Origin of the sequence: Desulfotomaculum sp. 1211_IL3151 (genome assembly GCF_036763075.1) — a bacterium.
GTDB lineage: Bacteria > Bacillota > Desulfotomaculia > Desulfotomaculales > Desulfotomaculaceae > Desulfotomaculum.
In genome coordinates, this window is record NZ_JBAIYV010000039.1 from 40,491 (window position 1) to 59,992 (window position 19,502).

Below are 19,502 nucleotides of genomic sequence, written 5' to 3' on the forward strand. Positions count from 1 at the left end.
AAAGGAGATTAAATCATGGCTAAAATTAGCGTAAATATATGCGGACTGGAATTTCCTAATCCTGTGATGCCTGCGGCTGGCCCTGGGTCCAAGGACGGGGCCATGTGCCAGGCTGCGGTGCAGGGTGGAGCCGGAGGTCTTGTTACCAAAACCATCTCAGTAAACCCCGCTGAAGTACCCCGCCCCTGTATGGCGCAAGTTAAAGGCGGCTTTTTAAACACGGAATTATGGTCCGAACTACCCAAAGAGCAATGGTTGGCAAAAGAGTATAAGCTGGCCAAGGAAACCGGCGTGCCGGTAATTGTTGGTTTGGGCTATACGGCTGAGCAAATTAGTGAATTGGCCAGACTGGTCAAACCCTATGCCGATGCCTTGGAATTATCCACCCACTATGTGGGTACTGATCCGGCTCCTATGATTAATGCCCTAAAAGCTGCCAAGGCGGAAGTAGATGTGCCGGTATTTTTAAAGATGAGCCCCCATACAGACATTCAACAAATAGCCAAGGCTGCAGAAGAAGCCGGTGCAGATGGTTTAGTTATGATTAACTCCTTTGGTCCTTGCATGGGCATTGATGTGGATACGGGACTTCCCCTCATGGGCAGCAAAACAGGTTATGGCTGGCTTTCCGGTGCTGCCATTCGCCCCCTGGCGGTGCGTTGTATTTATGATGTAGCCCAGGTTGTCAAAATACCTATCTTTGGAGTAGGCGGTGTAACCAGCGGTCGCGATGTGGCTGAGATGTTTATGGCAGGTGCATCGGCGGTTCAAGTATGTACCGAGGGAATCCTCAAGGGTCCCAAAGTATATGGCAAAATTGCCAAGGAACTAAATGATTTCTTAGATAGCCATGGCTATACGGATGTAGCCCAAATTAAAGGACTTACCATCAAGAAGATGGCGGAGCGGGCCTTCCGGGCTGAATCCATTGCCCCGGAGGTCAATCAAGATGCTTGCAGCAAGTGCGGCATTTGTGAGACTAGCTGTGTGTACAGTGCCATCACCCGGGAGGAGCAACTGAAAATCGATCCGGAAAAATGCTTTGGTTGCGGTCTTTGCGTAACCCGTTGTCCAAAGAGTGCACTTCGTTTGTAGGGGTGGAAAGCTGAAAGCGGCACCATCAAATTGAGAATGAAAACGGGATGTCATCCTGGGTGACAGCGAAGGATCTTGGGGGCAGCCTTTTATTGTAAAAAGATCCTTCGCTATCGCTCGGGATGACAAAGACGGAGGGTAACCCAGGTGTTTGGTACTGTCGAATGATTGCCATTTTTCAGGACAGCTAAATTTATAAGTGGGGAAGTGCTACATGGGAATCGTACTAAGTGGAGGAACAATTGTTACTGCAGTTGATTGTTACCGGGCTGATGTCCGTTTGGCAGGAGAAAAAATTATCGCTATCGGGAACGACCACCTGGCTGGGCCCGGGGATCAAGTAATTTCTGTGGACGGTTGTTACCTATTGCCCGGTGCCATCGACCCCCATACACATTTCGATATGCCAGCTGGTTCCTTTACCACAGCAGATGACTTTGTCAGCGGGACCGCCGCCGCTGTGGTGGGTGGAACCACCACGATTATCGATCATATCACCCAGGAAAAAGGGGAGAGTCTCTTCAATGCCTTGGCCAAATGGCAGGCCAAGGCTGGTGGGAAAAGCTACACCGACTATGGTTTTCATATGGGTATTACCGATTATCATGGACAGGTACCGGAGGAAATGGCGGCCCTGGTGCAGCAGGAAGGGCTTACTTCCTTTAAACTATATACGGCTTACAAGCGTTTGCGTGTAAATGATGGGGAAATTTTTCAAACCTTGCAGCATTGTAAGGAGCTTGGCGCCCTGGCCTGCTTCCACTGTGAAAACGGCGATGTTATTGATGTGCTGATTCAACAAGCCAAGGAGCAGGGCTGCACGGGACCGATATCTCACCCACTGACAAGGCCGTCTGCCACCGAACAGGAGGCTACCTCCCGGGTAATCATGCTGGCGGAATTAGCCGGGACACCGATTTACATCGTCCACCTTAGTTGTGCAAGTGCCTTGCAGGAAGTGGTTGCAGCCAAAACCAGGGGTGTGGAAGTCTATGCCGAGACCTGCCCTCAATATCTGCTGCTGGATGACTCCTGCTATGCCGGGGAAGGTTTTGAAGGGGCTAAATATGTTATGTCGCCGCCCTTGCGTAAACCCCGGGATCAAGCAGCTTTATGGCTAGGTTTAAAAACCGGTGCCCTGGATACCATCGGCACCGATCACTGCTCTTTTAATTTTAAAGGTCAAAAGGAAATTGGCCTGGGGGATTTTAGTAAGATACCCGGCGGTGCGCCGGGGGTAGAACATCGGTTGGGACTCTTGTACACTTATGGTGTAGGGACAGGTAAAATCAGTATGCAGCAATTGGTGGCTATTACTGCCACCAACTCAGCAAAATTATTTGGTTTATACCCCCGCAAAGGTACCCTGGCGGTGGGCAGTGATGCTGATATTGTGGTGTGGGATCCTCGTCCGTCCTATATCATTCGTGCAGCCAACCAAACGCAGCGGGTAGATTATACCCCCTTTGAGGGATGGCAACAGCAGGGCCGGGCCGAGCAGGTTTTTATTCGCGGCCAACAAGTGGTAGACCGGGGTAAACTATGCCCGGAAGAACCCAAGGGACAGTACCTCTTACGAAAACCCTTTCAGTTTAGAAGCATAACTTAAAAAACAAGGCCTTTGAAGGAGGCCCTTATGTTATTAAAAAAGGCGATTCTGTATTTAAAGACTGAACAAGAATCACCTTTTTTATGTATCTACATAATGGGTAAAAGTATTGAAATTTTTCGCAATTATGCAAGGGAAAACATCTATGTTAGAGAATATTACTAAAAACTAAAAGCAAATGGTTAGTTTCTTTATTTGCAAGGGGAAGGGAGAAACCGTATGGATTTGCTCAAACAACCGGGTGTTGTTCGCTGCGAATTTAAAAAGGGTGAATATATAATTCGGCAGGAGGAAAATGTCCAGTTCCTGTATTATTTAGAAAAGGGTACTTGCCATCGGACAACCTTCACTGAAAAAGGTGATGAGATAATTTTTGGTGTTAAAAAGCCATCGCCAAAGTTTATTCAATCTCTTGTAGGTGTGTTGATTTTATATAGTGATGGCATCAGCATGAGCAATTTTATTGCCGATAGTAATTGTAGTTGCTATAAAATTCCGAAAGATACCTTTCTTCAGTATGTGCAGGATAAGCCGGATATTTTAAACGAATTGATATTTATGGCCATGCGGGAGTTGCGGGAATTGGCTAACTCCTTTCAAGCCAGACAAGAAGGGAAGGTAGCCAATCGACTTTGTGCTCAGTTGTTGAAAAACTCACAAACCAAACAAGGAAAGCTGCTGGTGAATAAAGACTATAGCAACCTTACCAAAATGGGTCGTTTTTTAGGTATCCATAAGGTTACTGTGGCAAAAATAATTAAAGCACTAAAAGAGGAAGGGATAATAGATAAGGAAAAAGAAGGTATTGTTATCCTTGATGAGATACAGTTGGCTAGCTATGCAAAAGGGGAGAAAACAATCAATTACTGAATTGAGTAGGGAATGTACCCTTACTCACATGAACAAAAGGGTTATTGCACGATACTTTTAGATGATCGTGCAATAACCCTTTTGTCGTCCTTAATACGACAATAAATACGACAGGCAAACGACATTAAAAGTGTCATAAAGGATAAAAAATAATTAGAATGTTAGTCTATGTTATACTTTTCTCTAACTTCAAACTGGTATGATGGTCTTGTAATAAAAAGTGCATGAATCGACAAAGTTTTTATAATAAGGAGGTAATATTAAGGCTAGATAAAAATTATGTTAACTCGTGCATGCCGGAATACTTCTATTATATTAAATTATATTATAAGGAGTGATTTACAAGTGAATAAAACCATTAGCACAAAGGCTGCGCCGGCAACAAAACCTAACAACACCTTATATTATATTCATTGTATTATTGGACTTTTATTTATGTTTGGTTTTGGCAGGTTAGAACCCTTTGAGCCAATAACACCAATGGGTATGCAAGTTTTAGGTGTTTTTATCGGTATGATTTACCTATGGTCCTTTGTTTCCATTCTATGGCCCAGTTTGTTAGGTATGATTGCCCTGGGGTTAACAGAATACGCTAACATGAAAGAAGTATTGGCACTATCCTTTGGTGATACCGTTCCCATTTTGGTGCTTTTTGCCATGATCCTCTTTGGTGCTATCCAACATGCTGGTGTAACCAAATACATTAGTAGATGGTTTTTAACCAGAAAAGTTATTAACGGTCGACCTGTGATGTTTAGTTTTATCTTTATTTACACCGCCTATGTTTTGGCAGCCCTGTCGGCAAACATTTTACCTGCTTTGTTATTGATGTGGTCTATCCTTTACGATGTGTTAAAGGATGTTGGTTACAAGCGGGGCGACAAATATACCACTATCATGGTTATTGGTACGATGTTCGGGGCTATTTCTGGTCAGGCCGCCAAGCCCTTCACTGGTTCGGCCCTCATGATTGTAGGCTCCTTTGAGAAAGTTACTAAAATGCAGCTTGATTATTTACCCTATATGCTCTTTGGTTTTATTATGTCGACCCTAGGTATTATCGTATTTAGCTTACTAATCAAATTTGTATTTAAACCAGATATGAGCAAGATTGCCAATATTAGTACCGAGCGATTTGAAAAAGATAAGCTGCCAGCCATGACTTTACAGCAAAAAATCCTGTTTGGTTGCTTGTTTGGCTACCTCATCCTGATTCTTTTACCCAGTATTTTACCAAAGACCATTGGCTTTATTGCCATTATCAATAAAATTGGCCCCTGGGGTGTGGTAATGGCCTTTATTGTTGGCCTGTGTTTAGTTAAGGTGGATAACAAACCCATTATCGATTTCAAAGAAATTATCGGCCGTTATGTTACCTGGGATGTTTACTTCCTAGTGGCCTCAGCGATGGTCATCTCCGGTGCCTTAACTGGAGAAGGAACCGGTATTAAAGAGTTTGCCACCCATGCCTTAAACCCCTTATTGGGAGACCGTTCACCGATGATCTTTGCTGCAATACTCCTGGTATTTTCTATGTTGATTACAAATATCGCCAATAACGGTGTAATGGGTGTACTGCTGATGCCGATTATCTTCACCTTTGCTCAACAAAACGGTGCCAATGCCATGGCCATAACCACTGCAGTAATTTTTGCCCTGCATGTGGCTATCTTAACACCGGCAGCATCACCCTATGCGGCGATCCTAATAGGTAATAAAGAATGGGTAGATGCCAATGATGTAGTTAAATATGGTGGTGTAATTGTATTAATGTCCTTTGTTTTATTCCTGTTGATTGGCATGCCTTTAGCAAACCTTATCTATAGCTAATAAAAATTATGAAGGGGGAAACCAACATGACAGTAAAATTTAAAAAGTTTGATCACATTATTACCGAGCAATATCAAGCAGAACAAGCCTTTGTGGCAGAATACCAAAAGGGAGAATATACCTTTGCTAATCCCTATGTAAAAATAAATCCCTATCTCATTGCTCCTTTAACAGCCTTGGTAATGTTTAAAACAGCAGCACCAACTACCCTAGCAATCACAGTTAAAGGAAAAGAAGAGGCTGGCAATATCAGCTCCAGTTTTCCCGCAGCCACTGAACACATGATACCTGTTTATGGTCTTTATGCCGGTTGCGCTAACCAGGTGGAATTGGTGCTGGGCACCGGCGAGACTACCGTTTTAACGATCCAAACCGAAGCAGCATCCGAGCTAGTTAAGCAACCAACCATGACTGCCACCACGGCAGAATATTTCCAGGATAATATCATGTTTGTAAGTCCCACCTCCACAGCAGCCACTGCCGGCTACGACTATAAAGGTGATGTTCGCTGGTATAGCACCCTAAACTTTGCCTTTGATATCAAGAGAGTTCAAAATGGTCGGTTGCTAATCGGTACCCATCGTTTATTAATGCCTCCTTATCATACTACCGGCATCTATGAAATGGGCATGATCGGTAAAATTTATAAAGAATATCGTATACCAGGCGGCTATCATCATGACCAATTTGAAATGGAAGATGGCAATCTCCTAATCTTAACCCAGGATCCCCCAAGGGGTACCGTTGAGGACATGTTAGTATTGGTTGATCGTAAGACTGGGCAAATTCTAAAATCCTGGGATTATCAAAAGGCTCTGCCCACCGATGTAGGTGGCTCCGGCAGTCAGGACAGCCATGACTGGTTCCACAACAACGCAGTTTGGTATGACAAAAAGACTAACAGCTTAACCCTGTCCGGACGCCATCAGGATGCCATTATTAACATAGACTATGAAACCGGTGCTTTAAATTGGGTTATCGGTGACCCAGAAGGCTGGCCCCAGGAGTTAGTTGATAAATATTTCTTTAAGCCAGTGGGTGAAGGTGACTTTGATTGGCAGTATGAGCAGCACGCCTGTGTGGTATTGCCAGATGGTGACATTATGGCCTTTGATAATGGTCACTGGAGAGCCAAGGTTAAAGAAAATTATGTTCCGGCTAAAGATAACTTCTCCCGTGGCGTAAGATATAGAATTGATACCGAAAAAATGGAAATTGAGCAGGTTTGGCAGTATGGTAAAGAAAGAGGAGCAGAATTCTTCTCTACCTACATCTGCAACGTAGAATACTACGACGAAGGTCATTATCTGGTACACTCAGGCGGAGTAGGCTTCTTTGATGGTGAGGTCTGCAATAGACCACCGGTGCAATTTAGAGGCGAAGATGAGAAAAAGGTAGTATTTAACTCGATCACCGTAGAATTAAAAGATGATGTGGTAATGTATGAAATGCAATTGCCAGCCAACTTCTATCGTGCTGAAAAATTAAAGCTTTATGCGGCAGAGGATGTATTAACCCTTGGTAAAGGTGAATTATTAGGTACCTTAGGTGTCACCGAAGAGTTTACCACCATTCCCCCTGCAGAAGCTGGTGGTATGGTGCCTGCTCAATACAATGTCAAGCTGGGTCTGGAAGAAGATAGAATGATCCTCAAAGCAACCTTTGAGAAGGGTCAAATGGTTCTGCTGCAATTGGAAGGTGAGACCACCCATAGTTACTTTGTACCAACCACCAAACGCCCCTTCTTGGCCATGTGTGTCGGTACCTTCCAGGAAAGCGATGAGCGGGCTGTTGAGTTCCCCGTTAGTAGAGAAGGACTAGCAGGTGAATATAAAATCTCCCTAATCATAGATGAGTATAAGTATGAAACAGGGGTTACGGTTAATCTTTAAAACGAATTAACGAAAGTGAAAGCACTAAGGGGATCAATTTCAACTTAGTGCTTTCTCAATCATCATTTAGGATAAGTTAGTCTATGTTATTTATGATCACTTTCACTAGCTGATAAAATTAAATGAATAACAAACTCTTGGTTTATGGAGGCGAGATAAATGGCACTATATGATGTAGCGATTATAGGTGCTGGTCCTGCTGGTATGACCGCAGCAATTTACGCGGCAAGGGCAAACTTACAGGTACTGCTATTAGACAAATTGGCCCCAGGTGGGCAAATTGTAAATACCTTTGAAATTCAAAACTATACCGGTATGGGAACCATCAATGGAGCAGAATTGGCCATAAAAATGTTTGAGCATACCCTGGAACTTGGGGTCAATTTTGATTATGGCACAGTAACTGAGATCCAATCAGAAGGCCATGTTAAAAAATTGCTCTGCGAAGAAGGCCATCTCTTTGAAGCAAAGGCAGTCATTATTGCTACCGGCACCAAACCCAGAATGTTAGGGGTGCCTGGTGAATTAAACTTTGCGGGAACCACAATTAGTTGGTGTGCCATTTGCGATGGCCCTCACTACCGCAATAAAAAGGTAATTGTCATTGGCGGTGGCAACTCTGCGGTGGAAGAAGCCATCTATTTGGCAGGGTTGGCAGAGGAAGTGACCATTGTTACCCTGTTTGATTTAACAGCTGACCCCTTAGCCTGTGAAAAATTAAGATCTTTGCCCAATGTTAAGATTTATGAATATTATGATATCCTAGAATTCATAGGCGAAGATAAATTTGCCGGACTAAAGGCTAAATCCACCAAAACCGATGAAGAAATTACCGTACTGGCAGATGGTGCCTTTGAATACATTGGTTTAAAACCCACGGCGGAAGCCTTTAAGGATTTGGGGATTTTAAATGATTATGGCTATATCGAGGCGGATGCCTGCATGGCCACAAAGGTACCTGGTATTTATGGTGCCGGGGATATCATCAGCAAGCACCTAAGACAAGTGATAACCGCCTGCAGTGATGGGGCCATAGCTGCCCAATCAGTGGCCAAATATATCGAAAAATTAAACGTATAAAAGGGTGAAAAGAAATGGCTGTTACAGTTAGGGAGATTAATGGTGAAGAATTAGAGCAGGTTATTAGACAGGGTAAAGCTTTGGTTGATTTTTATTCTAAGACCTGTGGTCCTTGCAAAATGTTAGGCTTCGTTTTGAAAGATGTGGCCAAAAGCGTGGATGATGTAGAAATCGTTCTGGTAGACTTTGATGTAAATAAAGAGGCAGTGGAAAAATACGGCGTTGAGAGCTATCCAACCATGATTGTATTCAATGATGGTCAAGAGGTAACCAGAGTAAAGGGGCTGCAACAAAAGCCTAAGATTGTCCAAATGATTAGCTAATGGATTGGTATTTCAAATCAAAACCCGCCCGGGTTAAAACTCGGGCGGGTTTTTGCTATTTAAGGAAGTGCTCTACTGCTCTTTTGAAAGTATCATAGGACTGTGCGCCGACGATTCTTTGCTGATCTTGTATGATAAAAGTGGGTAAACCAGTTACCTGCCATTTTAGGCCGGCTTGTCGATTATCCTCCAGACGTTTCTGATATTGAGGATCGACCAAGGCAGCGGCGACCTGTGACTTGTCCAGACCAAGGGAGACGGCAATTTCAAGAATTACCTCCTGGGAGCCAATATTCTTACCCTCACTAAAATAGGCCTTAAATACCCCGGCGTGAAATTCCTCAAAAAGACCCTGGTCTTTGGCGTACTCCGTTGCCATTAGGGCCAACTTTGTATTGGGAAGAAAGGTCACTGGGTTAAAGGTTAGTCCATAGTCTGCACCAACCTTATTAAAACGACCGTAGGCGGCCACAGGATCGAAATTTGGAAATAGCTCAGCCAGTTCTTCACCTTCTGCCGGTCTTTCTGGTTTTAATTCATAACCCAACCAAATAATCTGCAGCGGATATGCCTGGGAAAGTTTTTCGACAATACCTTTGCCGATATAACAGAAGGGTCAGGCATAGTCGGAGAAAATTGTTAGATTAATAGCTTCCAAATTAAATCACCTCTTTTTCAATGATCCTTTGCCATTTTATCACATATATTTTCTGCTGTCCCAGGGCAACCTATTCCCAACAATTAATTCGGGAGGTAACTAGGAAATACCACCCATAATACAGTTTGGGATTTCACCGCCGAGGAATTACAAAGTGTCTTTAATTTCTAAGATTACCAAGTGTATCAAGGGAGTGTTGTGAAATAAGCAACAGTTCCCTTTTTGATATTGGAAAATATTCTAAGAGTTTTTTTGCTATAAAAACCTAAAACTACAGATACTTAATGCAGCAAAAAAACTTATTTAACTGAGGGGTTGATCGGATGTACACCATAAATCTTAATGATAACACGGTTACGGTGGAACAAAACGGCAGTCTGATAGATTATCTTCGGGAAGAAGCCCGTTTAACTTCTGTGAAAAACGGTTGTGGTGAAGGTGCCTGTGGGGCCTGTATGGTTTTGGTGGATGGTAAGGCTATGAAGGCATGTGTCTTAACCCTTGAGAAAGTAAATGGCAAAAGGATCATAACCGTCGAGGGACTATCGGAAAAGGAAAAGGATATTTACAGTTGGGCCTTTGCGGCAGCAGGGGCAGTACAATGCGGCTTTTGTATTCCTGGTATGGTGATCAGTGCCAAAGGGCTGCTTGATAAAAACCCTGATCCATCAGCCGCTGAAATCAAAAAGGCACTACAGGGTAATATCTGCCGCTGCACCGGTTATGTAAAAATTGAGAAGGCCATTGCTATGGCAGCGAAGGCTCTCAGAGAAGGTTTTACCCCAGAATTGAAGCCAGATAATTACCGGGTGGGAGATCGTATGCCCCGGGTAGATGCCGTTGGGAAAACCCTTGGCACCGCTGAATACGTGGATGATATGCAGGTAGAAGGCATGCTGCATGGAGCGGTATTAAGAAGTAAATATCCCCGGGCTGTGGTCAAACACATCGATGTTTCAAAGGCCCAGGACTATTCTGGTGTGGTAGCTGTATTAGTAGCGAAGGATATTCCCGGTGAGAATTTAGAAGGGCATATTGTACACGATTGGCCCACCCTGGTGCCTGTGGGCGGAGAAACTCGCTATGTGGGAGATGCCCTGGCCATCGTGGCGGCTGACACCCGCAAAATTGCCAAAGAAGCAGTGGAGCGAATTGAAGTGGAGTATGAAGTACGAAAGCCGCTCCTGAGTCCCCAGGAAGCCCTGGCGGAAGGAGCACCAACACTTAATCCAAATTTCAAAGGGAATATCCTGCGCCATACCGTTGTAAAAAGAGGGAATGTAGAAGAAGCCATAGCCAAGGCTAAACATGTGGTAACGCAAAAATACACCACTCCCTTTACGGAACATGCCTTTTTAGAGCCAGAAAGTGCCTTGGCAGTACCAAATCAGGATGGGACCCTTACTGTATATGTGGGCAGTCAAAACGTCTATGATGACCATGCCGGCATTATTCAAATTCTGGGTGTACCGGAAAAACAGGTAAGAGTGGTTAGTAAGATGGTGGGTGGGGGCTTTGGCGGCAAGGAAGATTTGTCTGTACAGCACCATGCAGCCCTTCTGGCTTGGCATACTAAAAAGCCGGTAAAATTGACCTGGGATCGTCGGGAAAGCATCCGGGTACATCCCAAAAGACACCCGGCATATATGGACTATACCGTGGCCTGTGACGAAAAGGGTATGATCACTGCCGTCAAAGCAGAGATTATCACGGATACCGGAGCCTATGCTTCTCTGGGTGGACCAGTGACCGAACGTGCCTGTACCCATGCCGCCGGCCCTTACCAAATACCAAATGTAGACCTTACAGGTATTGCGGTCTATACCAATAATCCGCCCTGTGGTGCCTTCCGTGGTTTTGGTGTACCCCAGTCTTCCTTTGCCATGGAATCGACCATCAACCTGCTGGCTGAAAGGGTTGGAATTTCACCCTGGGAGATTCGCTACCGTAACGCCATTGAACCGGGTGGGGTACTACCCAACGGTCAAATTGCCGATGAAGGTACAGCCCTTAAGGAAACCCTGTTGGCAGTCAAGGAGGCCTTTGAAAGCAACCCGAAGGCTGGCATTGCCTGTTCCTTGAAGAACAGTGGGATTGGGGTAGGCCTTTCTGATGTGGGCCGTATGAGGTTATTGGTTAAAGATGGTAAGGTAATGATCCTAACTGGTGCTGCCTGTATTGGACAAGGGATGACCACCGTATTAACCCAAATTGTAGCAGAGGCCACGGGCCTTAATTACACCAAGTTGGAAACCGGCAACCCGGATACTTACACCACCCCAGACGGAGGTACCACCACAGCATCCAGACAGACCCTATTCACCGGTGAAGCAGCCCGGAAAGCTGCTCTGCAATTAAAGAAAGATTTAGAAAATCATAGTTTAGAAGAATTAGAGGGACGGGAGTATTACGACGAGTTTTCTGCCGTAACGGACCCCATCGGTGCAGACAAACCGAACCCAGTAAGCCATATTGCCTACGGCTATGCTACCCATGTGGCGATATTAAATGAAGAGGGTAAGGTGGCAAAAATAGTGGCAGCCCATGATGTGGGACGGGCGATCAATCCCATTGGTGTAGAGGGGCAAATCGATGGTGGGGTGGTCATGGGCCTGGGCTATGCTTTAACCGAGGATTTCCCCTTAAAGGACGGCATGCCCACAGCGAAATTTGGCACCTTGGGTCTATTCCGTGCTGCCAATGTACCGGAAATTGAAGGTATTATTGTGGAAAAGAATCAGGTACCCTTAGCCTACGGGGCCAAGGGTATCGGAGAAATTGCAGCCATACCCACCGCTCCAGCGGTGGCCGGAGCCTATTATAGAAGGGACGGCAAGTTTAGAACCAGCTTACCCCTAGCAGATACAGCTTATAATAGAAAGAAATAAGCAACTGGGAGTGTCGCAAAACTACTTTCTAGTAGTAAGCGACACTTCTTTTTTGTCTGCTTTTCTAGATGAATAATGTATTCTGAGCAGTTAGCGGAGGATCTAAAACATAGAGGGGCTAAAACCCAAGGTCCTTCGCTGCCACTCAAGATGACAAGTTGTTTGGAATGGCCTTTGGAAAATAGTGTTTGGGTCTAAGCATGCATATAATAGAGTAGAACCATTAAAGGAATACCTGGAAGGAGTTCCTCAAGTGAATGAACCGAACCAACAGAAGCAATATCAGCAAACAACTGGCATTTTATTGATAATGATTGCTACCTTGAGCCTTAGTACGGAAGCTATTTCTGCAAAATTTGCTTATCAAGCTGGGACTACGGTGTTTACTGCCCTGGCTGCCCGTAATGTGTTGGGAGCACTGCTTTTTTGGGTTACTTTGATCATAACAAAAACGCCTGCGGTATTGCCGGGCAATCAGCTTATTCGGGTGATTGGCTTAGCCATTGGCGGTCAGGCCATGCTTACCCTGGCCCTGTTTAATGCCTACAAGTATATACCGGCTGCTATGGCAATTTTATTATTTTTTGTTTACCCTACCATAACCTCGGTGCTTTCCTACTTTATTCTTAAGGAACCCCTACACCGGCGCAAGTTGTTGGCCTTGGGTCTAACCTTAATAGGTTGTATGATTATTTTGGGTAAGCCCATGGAGGCCTTGGACCCGCTAGGCATTTTCCTGGCCTTAATCGCTGCGCTAATTAATGCCATATTCCTGGTTTTTTCCGGCAAGGTTTTAAGTGAAGTGGCAGTACCCGTGTTTAATGCCTATATGACCAGTTCCTGTGCAATATTTTTTCTCGTGGTTGGTTTAACCCTTGGTGAGATTAATTTTAGTCTACCTGCCCAAGGCTGGGTTTCCTTGATCTATCTGGGGATCATCTGCACCTTTATTGCTATGTTTACCTTTCTTAAAGGGATCACCATCATTGGTGCCTCCCGTTCAGCCATCATAAGTTCTTTGCAACCTGCCTTTACAGGCGTGTTTGGATTTTTCCTTCTGGGAGAACATCTCAGTATATGGCAAATAATTGGTGGAGCAGTGGTGCTGCTTGGTGTGCTAATTCAGAGGGAAGAGGAGAAAGAATAGAGCCATAAACATGACATGAGAAAAAACGCCGTAAATCCTCCAAGGATTGCGGCCGTTTATTTTATACTATCAGGGCGGGGCATTGCTATCGTATGATGGCTAGAGACGGTTTTTGGGTAGTACTTTGAGTAGGTCAGCCAGATAAACCATTAATAACAGCCCTGAATTTAGTAGAAAATAGCTGTACCATAATTCCCAGTTGGGATACTGAATTGCTCCTACGCTAAACATAGCTGCTTCCACCGCTAAAAATAGGGTAGAAGCACAGACTGTATAAAGAATCCTTTTCCCCCACGCCTGTGGCAGCCAATTAAGGTAAATGATGCAGTTGGCAAAGGCATTTACCAAAGCAAATACAGGTTGGTTACCGATATGAATGATACCTTTGGTATAATAATAAAGGTTGTATTTCATACCAAAATAATCCGCGACAATCGTAATTCCTAGCCCGATTAAAGCAGTCTGCCAGAGCCTTAAGAATCTGCTGCCAACAAAGAAATAGATGATACCCCAATCGACAAGGGTGTAAATAAGATAGTGCATGGTTATGTGACCTCTTATTAGTAAATTTCAAGGGATAACGTTTTTTTTATTATTTTCTTTATTATGGAGTTTCGGTCTAAAAAATAATCAATAATACCATTATTCCAATATATGAAAAAATATATGAAAAATAAAAAAACATTTTATGTCAAAGCCTTATATCTTAAAGGAAAATGAGGAAAAAAGTCTAAATACTCATATAATGAAGAACTCGAATCAAGGGGGAAAAAACTTGGTTTATTCTGGACTGATGAGCTTACAAAGCCATTTAAGACAGCAAGGTATTTTGATTAGTTTTTCTGGTAAATTTTCCCAAATAATAATTGAGGAGTTGGGAGAGGCAGTAAAAAAATACTTAGAAACAGAAGAACATCCTAAAACTGACATTTTCAATGTTTTTTCAGTCTTTATTGAACAAACCCAAAATATCAAAAATTATTGTGAAAGTAAAATTGCTGCCGGTTCTTATGATACAATTGCCAACTCTTGCATTGTCATCATTGGCAAGGATGAGAACGGCCATTATGTTAGCTCTGGTAACATTATAGAAAACAAAGATGCAAAAAAACTGGCCACACGGATTGAGAATTTGATCCCACTTGATAAAACTTCACTGAAAAAGCTTTATAAAGAAAAAATAAAACAAGAACTTCCTCCAGATAGCCTAGGAGCCGGTGTAGGGCTGATAGATATCGCCCGTAAGGCCAGAAAACCGTTGGAATATACAGTTAACATGATTGATGAACAATTTTCCTTTTTTACCTTAAAGGTCATTGTTTAGGGGGATAAACATGAATATATTACACATCGAGGGTAGCAGAAGTACACCAACCGTCATTTTTGATTGCGACAAAAACCTTTTATTCCTACAGGGTCAGTCCTACCCAGAAAACGCCTTTAAATTTTATGAGCCTATTTTTCAATGGCTGGATGAATATTTAGAAAAGCTAAATACAGATGTTCTGGTGCAAATTGATTTTAACCTGCCCTATATTAATACCAGCAGTTCGAAATGTATTATGATGCTGCTGGAAAAACTGGATAAGGCCCATGAGTCTGGTAAAGGGATCATTCTCAACTGGTACTACCATGAAGATAACGAAAGCGAATTGGAGTGTGCAGAGGAATTTAAAGAGGACCTTAGCTTACCTTTTAATATCATCCCCAGGGAAGACCAATAAACAAAAAGGAACGGCTGGGAATAATTTTTATTGGAGTTGTATGGAAATAAACAAGAATATGTTTAAACCGGATACGGAGGTTAAAAAAGTAACATTATTTGCCAGCTTCATTATTATTTTATCTATTTTATTGGTTGGCTCGATTTCCTATATCATTACTGAAAAAGAGGTCGTTAATAAACTAAAAAGTAAGGATCTGGCAACCATTGCCGATGCCATTTCTTCTAAAATTGACGGTCGTATCCAAAGGGCCCAGGAAACCTCTTTGATACTTGCCCAGGACCCTGAAATGATGCACTGGGTTGTCAATGGGGAAAGGGACATCGTGCAGCAAAATAATGTTTTGCAAAGGATTTCCCAGCTAACCAGTGGTATGGATTACAGCAATTCCTTTGTGGTCAGTAACCTTACCGGCCACTACTGGACGGAAACAGGGCAGATAATCGATACCATGTCTCCCACAGACCCGGATGATCAGTGGTTTTATCGGACCTTAGCTGCTAAACAAAGGGTATCGATCGATATTGATTATAACCAGGAAAGAAAGGATACCTTTGTCTTTATCAATGCCATCATGGGTGATGTCAATAAACCCCTGGCCATAACAGGTGTAGGTTTAAGTTTAAAGGAATTCTCCCGGCATTTTGAAGCCTTTAAATACGGTGAAAATAGCCACCTTTGGTTAATTGACAAAGAGGGCAATATCTATCTCTCCAATGACCTATCCCATAACGGCAGGCATGTCATAGATTTTTTGCCCAAGGAAGTAACCAAAGCTTTTTTAGCCACCATGGATCAAGAAATATCCTCAAACCAGGAATATAAAAATAATCAAGGGCAATTAGTGGATTTAATTAGTTATCCCTTGGCATCCACCGACTGGCTGCTTTTGGTAGAGATACCACGTAATGAAACGGTAGCTTTTTTAAATACGATTAAATTAAATACCCTGTTGGCATCCATTATTGTATTGGTCTCCATTACCTTTTTCTTTATCTTTGTTTCAAGGAATCTCACGGATCCCTATAAGAAGGCACTGCAGCTAAATCAGCAATTGGAAGAACAGGTGGCTGCCAGAACGCAAGAACTGTCTGAAAAGAATCAGAAGCTAATGGACAGCATTGATTATGCCAAACGTATTCAGGAAGCGATTTTACCTTCTAATCATAAATTAAATACATTTTTTAAGGATTATTTCCTGTTATGGAAGCCCAAAGATTTAGTGGGCGGTGACTTTTATTGGAGCAAGCGATTTGATAAAGAATTATTGATAGCAGTGGGTGATTGCACGGGACACGGTGTACCTGGTGCCCTGATGACAATGATTACCATCTCAGTCCTGAATCAAATAGCAGATGAAGAAACCAAAGCGGACCCTGCTAATATACTGCAAAAATTAAATATATTTATTAAGGAAACCCTTAATCAGGAAACCAAAGAAGCTCTTACCGATGATGGTTTGGATATCGGTCTGTGCTATTTTAATGGCGAGGATACGATGGTATTTGCCGGTGCCAAATCTTCACTTTATATCAAGGCCAATGAAAATATCCAGATTATTAAAGGGGATAAGAAAAGTATTGGCTATGTTCGAACAGAAAAGGACTATTACTATACCAATCATACCTTGGAAATTAAACCAGGAACCCTTTTCTATCTAACCACAGACGGCTTCTTGGATCAAAACGGTGGGTCCAATGCTAACTCCTTTGGTAAAAAACGTTTCATTGAAATTATTAACGGCAGTTATCAAAAGGACCTCTCAGAACAGGGCAAGGTTTTTCTTAATGAGTTATTAAATTATATGGGGGATGAATCTCAAAGGGATGACATCACGGTCATGGCCTTTACATTTGATCTCTTTGGAAGGGAAGAAGAATCTTGCAGATATATAGAGAAATCCTAGACCAAGTATTTCAAAAAGAAATAGCTTTATTACAATCAGGTAAAGAAGAAATGAATAACCCTCTATATATCGGTAATGAGTTATTACCAAAATACCAAGAATTATTAAAGGAGTATGAAAAGCTTCTCAAGGTATCCAGAAAGGTTTTTCTCATTAGTGATTCCCAGGGCAAGATTCTCAAAAGACGGGAGTATGAAATAAAAAACTTGCTGGATAATACGAACCAAGGGTTTTTAACCTTTGGTCAAGACCTATTAGTAGACACGGAATATAGCGTCGAATGCAAAAGAATATTTGGAAAAAAGGTTGCAAATGCCAATATTATTGATTTGCTTTGTATTGATAATCCAGATTCAAAAGAGCGTATGGAAAAAGTGTTGGAAATGGTTTTTCATGCCAATTCGCTAAACACGAGGAAGCAGTATCTGTTGCAATTACCTAGTATAATCGATATAAATCAAAAAAGCATAGAGGTAGCATATAAATATATTGAGGAAACAGAAAGTGCCGGAAAACAGGTACTGGTGATCCTAACAGATATCACCGAAAAATTAGAATCAAAGGCTCAAATCGAGTTTCTTAGTAATTATGACAGCCTAACGGGTCTTTTTAACCGGGCCTATATTGATAAAATTATCTTCGAAATAGTGCGTCCGGCCAACTTACCCCTAAGTGTCATTGTAGGAGATATGAATGGATTAAAATTAATCAATGATACGTTCGGCCACGCGAAGGGTGATCAACTGATTATTAATGCGGCCAGGGTTTTACAAGAATGTTGCCGGGAATTAGGTATTGTTGCCCGCTGGGGCGGCGATGAGTTTCTTATTTTGCTGCCAAACACGAACCAAGAAATTTGTCAAAAAATAGAGGACAAAATAGCCAAAGCTTGCCAGGAAACACCTCCCAACCCCATTGAGCTTAGTATTGCCATGGGCAACGCTACCTTAGAAGATCCAGAAACTACTTTTTCCGAAGTTTTTAATAATGCGGAAAATAAGATGTATAAAAAGAAACTGGTCGAAAGCAAGGCTATTCGCCAGAAAATTATTGCGGATGTTCAAAAACGTTTGCAAACCAGTAGTTTTACCAATGAAGGTCATATCAACCGCATTCAAAAAGTAGCTATTCAGTTTGCTAAGTTTCTTGGTTGCTCTGTCACTTCCACGGAGGTAAGAAATCTGAAACTGCTGGCAGCTTTACATGATGTGGGGAACCTGGCCATACCCCAAGATATACTGTGCAAACCGGGTAAGCTTACTGACGAAGAATGGGAAATCGTTAAGAGACATAGTGAAATTGGCTATCGTATGGGGCTATCGGTGGGTGAGTCCACTGTGGCAGAAGCAATTTTAGCCATGCATGAACGGTGGGACGGCAGCGGTTACCCCAGTGGTTTAAAGGGAGAACAAATCCCCTTTATCAGTCGACTGTTGGCCATTATTGATACCTACGACGTGATGACCCACGATCGCATTTTCCGCAAGGCCTTTACCAGGGAGGAAGCTTTAGAAGAAATACGTTTACAGAGCGGAAAACAGTTTGACCCCACTTTAGTAAAGGCATTTCTCGAACAGGCAGATATCCTTTTTCCTTATGTTTCCAATGTATTTTTTTCATTTTTAGTTTTACGCGTTTTCAGAAATATTACGAACCCTAGAATTAGCCCGGTCATCAATAACAGGTAAAACACGGTTGCATTGAGTTGATACCAGATTCTTAGGGCCGTTCCAGCGATAATTATATTCAAAATTAAGCGCAATCTTGTAGTTTTCAACTTTTTACTGATATACCCGCCAAACTGTGCTCCCAAAACAGATCCGGACACAAGGACGAATGCCATCATAACAGGAATCTGACCCGTGCTATATTTACCGATAAAACCAGCAAGGGCAGATAGGAAGGCTATCCCACTGGAACTTCCTAGGGCGATTCGGGTGGGTATTTTTATTAGGTATAACATCAGGGGTATTAGAATAAAGGACCCACCTTGGCCGATGATACCGCCTAGCAAGCCCACTGGTAAAGCTACAAAAAATGCAAGAAATTTGTTGAATTTTACTTCTTCTAAGTCTACCTCATCATCGTCAGAGCCTTTAGGTAAAAACATAATTAAAGTTGCCATTAGGGCCATGCAAGCAAAAATCCCTAACATGGTATTACTGTCTATATTCTTTGAAAATAGCGAACCTACAAGTGCACCGATGATACTTGCGGTGCCCATGTTCATAACCAACGAAGGATGAACAAATTTATTCTTTCTATGTGCCACTAAACTGGAAAAGGCACCAGCTAAACTCTGTACCATCGTAATACCGGCAGCAGTTTTCATCGACAAGACTGCGACACCAGAAAGGGAGGGGATGTAAAGCAAGAGGGGGACCATAATAATCCCCCCACCAATACCTAAGAGTCCCGAAAAAAAGCCGCCCGTTAATCCTAGGGCAAAAAGGATGGTTAGCAATGGGGTGGTCATAATG

General features: G+C 42.8%; 16 protein-coding genes. 13 read left to right on the forward strand and 3 right to left on the reverse strand.

The features are described from left to right. Window positions 1-15: 15 nt before the first annotated feature. From V6C11_RS10180 to V6C11_RS10210, 7 genes are all read left to right on the forward strand, one after another. A complete protein-coding gene (locus V6C11_RS10180; RefSeq protein ID WP_333531053.1) occupies window positions 16-1,095 on the forward strand; it encodes a 4Fe-4S binding protein in 1,080 nt (359 codons plus the stop codon). 214 nt (window positions 1,096-1,309) lie between these two features. Then, entirely contained in the window at window positions 1,310-2,704 is a 1,395-nt protein-coding gene (gene hydA, locus V6C11_RS10185) for a dihydropyrimidinase (protein WP_333531054.1), read from the forward strand. Between the two features lie 219 nt (window positions 2,705-2,923). After that, window positions 2,924-3,574 carry a Crp/Fnr family transcriptional regulator gene (locus V6C11_RS10190; protein WP_333531055.1) on the forward strand — a complete coding sequence of 217 codons (651 nt, stop codon included), beginning with the start codon at window positions 2,924-2,926 and terminating at the stop codon, window positions 3,572-3,574. Window positions 3,575-3,919: 345 nt separating this feature from the next. Beyond that, on the forward strand, window positions 3,920-5,404 hold the full coding sequence (locus tag V6C11_RS10195) for an SLC13 family permease (protein ID WP_333531056.1): 1,485 nt from the start codon (window positions 3,920-3,922) through the stop codon (window positions 5,402-5,404). Between the two features lie 26 nt (window positions 5,405-5,430). Further along, a complete protein-coding gene (locus tag V6C11_RS10200; protein WP_333531057.1) occupies window positions 5,431-7,296 on the forward strand; it encodes an aryl-sulfate sulfotransferase in 1,866 nt (621 codons plus the stop codon). 159 nt (window positions 7,297-7,455) lie between these two features. Next, window positions 7,456-8,376, forward strand: coding sequence for an NAD(P)/FAD-dependent oxidoreductase (locus V6C11_RS10205; RefSeq protein ID WP_333531058.1), 921 nt, complete (start codon window positions 7,456-7,458; stop codon window positions 8,374-8,376). 14 nt (window positions 8,377-8,390) lie between these two features. Next, a complete protein-coding gene (locus V6C11_RS10210) occupies window positions 8,391-8,699 on the forward strand; it encodes a thioredoxin family protein (protein WP_333531059.1) in 309 nt (102 codons plus the stop codon). Window positions 8,700-8,754: 55 nt separating this feature from the next. On the opposite strand, the gene V6C11_RS10215 is transcribed toward V6C11_RS10210, so the two are convergent. Then, a complete protein-coding gene (locus V6C11_RS10215; RefSeq protein ID WP_333531119.1) occupies window positions 8,755-9,303 on the reverse strand; it encodes a DsbA family oxidoreductase in 549 nt (182 codons plus the stop codon). Between the two features lie 377 nt (window positions 9,304-9,680). Here V6C11_RS10215 and xdh point away from each other — a divergent pair, with 377 nt between their 5' ends. Together xdh and V6C11_RS10225 are read left to right on the forward strand one after the other, a co-directional pair. Beyond that, window positions 9,681-12,245, forward strand: coding sequence for a selenium-dependent xanthine dehydrogenase (xdh, locus tag V6C11_RS10220; protein WP_333531060.1), 2,565 nt, complete (start codon window positions 9,681-9,683; stop codon window positions 12,243-12,245). 253 nt (window positions 12,246-12,498) lie between these two features. Further along, window positions 12,499-13,392: a DMT family transporter gene (locus V6C11_RS10225; protein WP_333531061.1), complete on the forward strand. Its 894-nt coding sequence runs from the start codon at window positions 12,499-12,501 to the stop codon at window positions 13,390-13,392. Window positions 13,393-13,491: 99 nt separating this feature from the next. Here V6C11_RS10225 and V6C11_RS10230 read toward each other — a convergent pair whose 3' ends face one another. Further along, window positions 13,492-13,935: a hypothetical protein gene (locus V6C11_RS10230; protein ID WP_333531062.1), complete on the reverse strand. Its 444-nt coding sequence runs from the start codon at window positions 13,933-13,935 to the stop codon at window positions 13,492-13,494. A 232-nt stretch (window positions 13,936-14,167) separates the two neighbouring features. Here V6C11_RS10230 and V6C11_RS10235 point away from each other — a divergent pair, with 232 nt between their 5' ends. The 4 genes from V6C11_RS10235 to V6C11_RS10250 are packed head-to-tail and all read left to right on the forward strand — an operon-like array spanning window position 14,168 to window position 18,710. Beyond that, complete coding sequence (locus V6C11_RS10235) at window positions 14,168-14,716, forward strand: SiaB family protein kinase (protein ID WP_333531063.1); 549 nt, start codon at window positions 14,168-14,170, stop codon at window positions 14,714-14,716. 10 nt (window positions 14,717-14,726) lie between these two features. Then, window positions 14,727-15,116, forward strand: a complete 390-nt coding sequence (locus V6C11_RS10240) for a DUF1987 domain-containing protein (protein WP_333531064.1) — start codon at window positions 14,727-14,729, stop codon at window positions 15,114-15,116. A 40-nt stretch (window positions 15,117-15,156) separates the two neighbouring features. After that, the gene (locus tag V6C11_RS10245) at window positions 15,157-17,022 is read left to right on the forward strand and encodes a SpoIIE family protein phosphatase (RefSeq protein ID WP_333531065.1); all 1,866 of its coding nucleotides are present in this window, start codon (window positions 15,157-15,159) and stop codon (window positions 17,020-17,022) included. Further along, window positions 16,998-18,710 (forward strand): bifunctional diguanylate cyclase/phosphohydrolase, encoded by a 1,713-nt coding sequence (locus V6C11_RS10250; protein ID WP_333531066.1) that lies wholly within the window; start codon window positions 16,998-17,000, stop codon window positions 18,708-18,710. The genes V6C11_RS10245 and V6C11_RS10250 overlap by 25 nt, the downstream gene beginning before the upstream one ends. On the opposite strand, the gene V6C11_RS10255 is transcribed toward V6C11_RS10250, so the two are convergent. After that, window positions 18,617-19,498 carry a sulfite exporter TauE/SafE family protein gene (locus tag V6C11_RS10255; RefSeq protein WP_333531067.1) on the reverse strand — a complete coding sequence of 294 codons (882 nt, stop codon included), beginning with the start codon at window positions 19,496-19,498 and terminating at the stop codon, window positions 18,617-18,619. The genes V6C11_RS10250 and V6C11_RS10255 overlap by 94 nt on opposite strands. Window positions 19,499-19,502 lie beyond the last annotated feature (4 nt).

Excerpts from the sequence above, each read along its gene's own strand:
- V6C11_RS10190 (WP_333531055.1), top strand. The coding sequence starts at position 2,924 with ATGGATTTGCTCAAACAACCGGGTGTTGTTCGCTGCGAATTTAAAAAG.
- V6C11_RS10210 (WP_333531059.1), top strand. The coding sequence starts at position 8,391 with ATGGCTGTTACAGTTAGGGAGATTAATGGTGAAGAATTAGAGCAGGTT.
- V6C11_RS10230 (WP_333531062.1), bottom strand. The coding sequence starts at position 13,935 with ATGCACTATCTTATTTACACCCTTGTCGATTGGGGTATCATCTATTTC.
- hydA (WP_333531054.1), top strand. The coding sequence starts at position 1,310 with ATGGGAATCGTACTAAGTGGAGGAACAATTGTTACTGCAGTTGATTGT.
- V6C11_RS10255 (WP_333531067.1), bottom strand. The coding sequence starts at position 19,498 with ATGACCACCCCATTGCTAACCATCCTTTTTGCCCTAGGATTAACGGGC.
- V6C11_RS10240 (WP_333531064.1), top strand. The coding sequence starts at position 14,727 with ATGAATATATTACACATCGAGGGTAGCAGAAGTACACCAACCGTCATT.
- xdh (WP_333531060.1), top strand. The coding sequence starts at position 9,681 with ATGTACACCATAAATCTTAATGATAACACGGTTACGGTGGAACAAAAC.
- V6C11_RS10200 (WP_333531057.1), top strand. The coding sequence starts at position 5,431 with ATGACAGTAAAATTTAAAAAGTTTGATCACATTATTACCGAGCAATAT.
- V6C11_RS10245 (WP_333531065.1), top strand. The coding sequence starts at position 15,157 with ATGGAAATAAACAAGAATATGTTTAAACCGGATACGGAGGTTAAAAAA.
- V6C11_RS10205 (WP_333531058.1), top strand. The coding sequence starts at position 7,456 with ATGGCACTATATGATGTAGCGATTATAGGTGCTGGTCCTGCTGGTATG.
- V6C11_RS10180 (WP_333531053.1), top strand. The coding sequence starts at position 16 with ATGGCTAAAATTAGCGTAAATATATGCGGACTGGAATTTCCTAATCCT.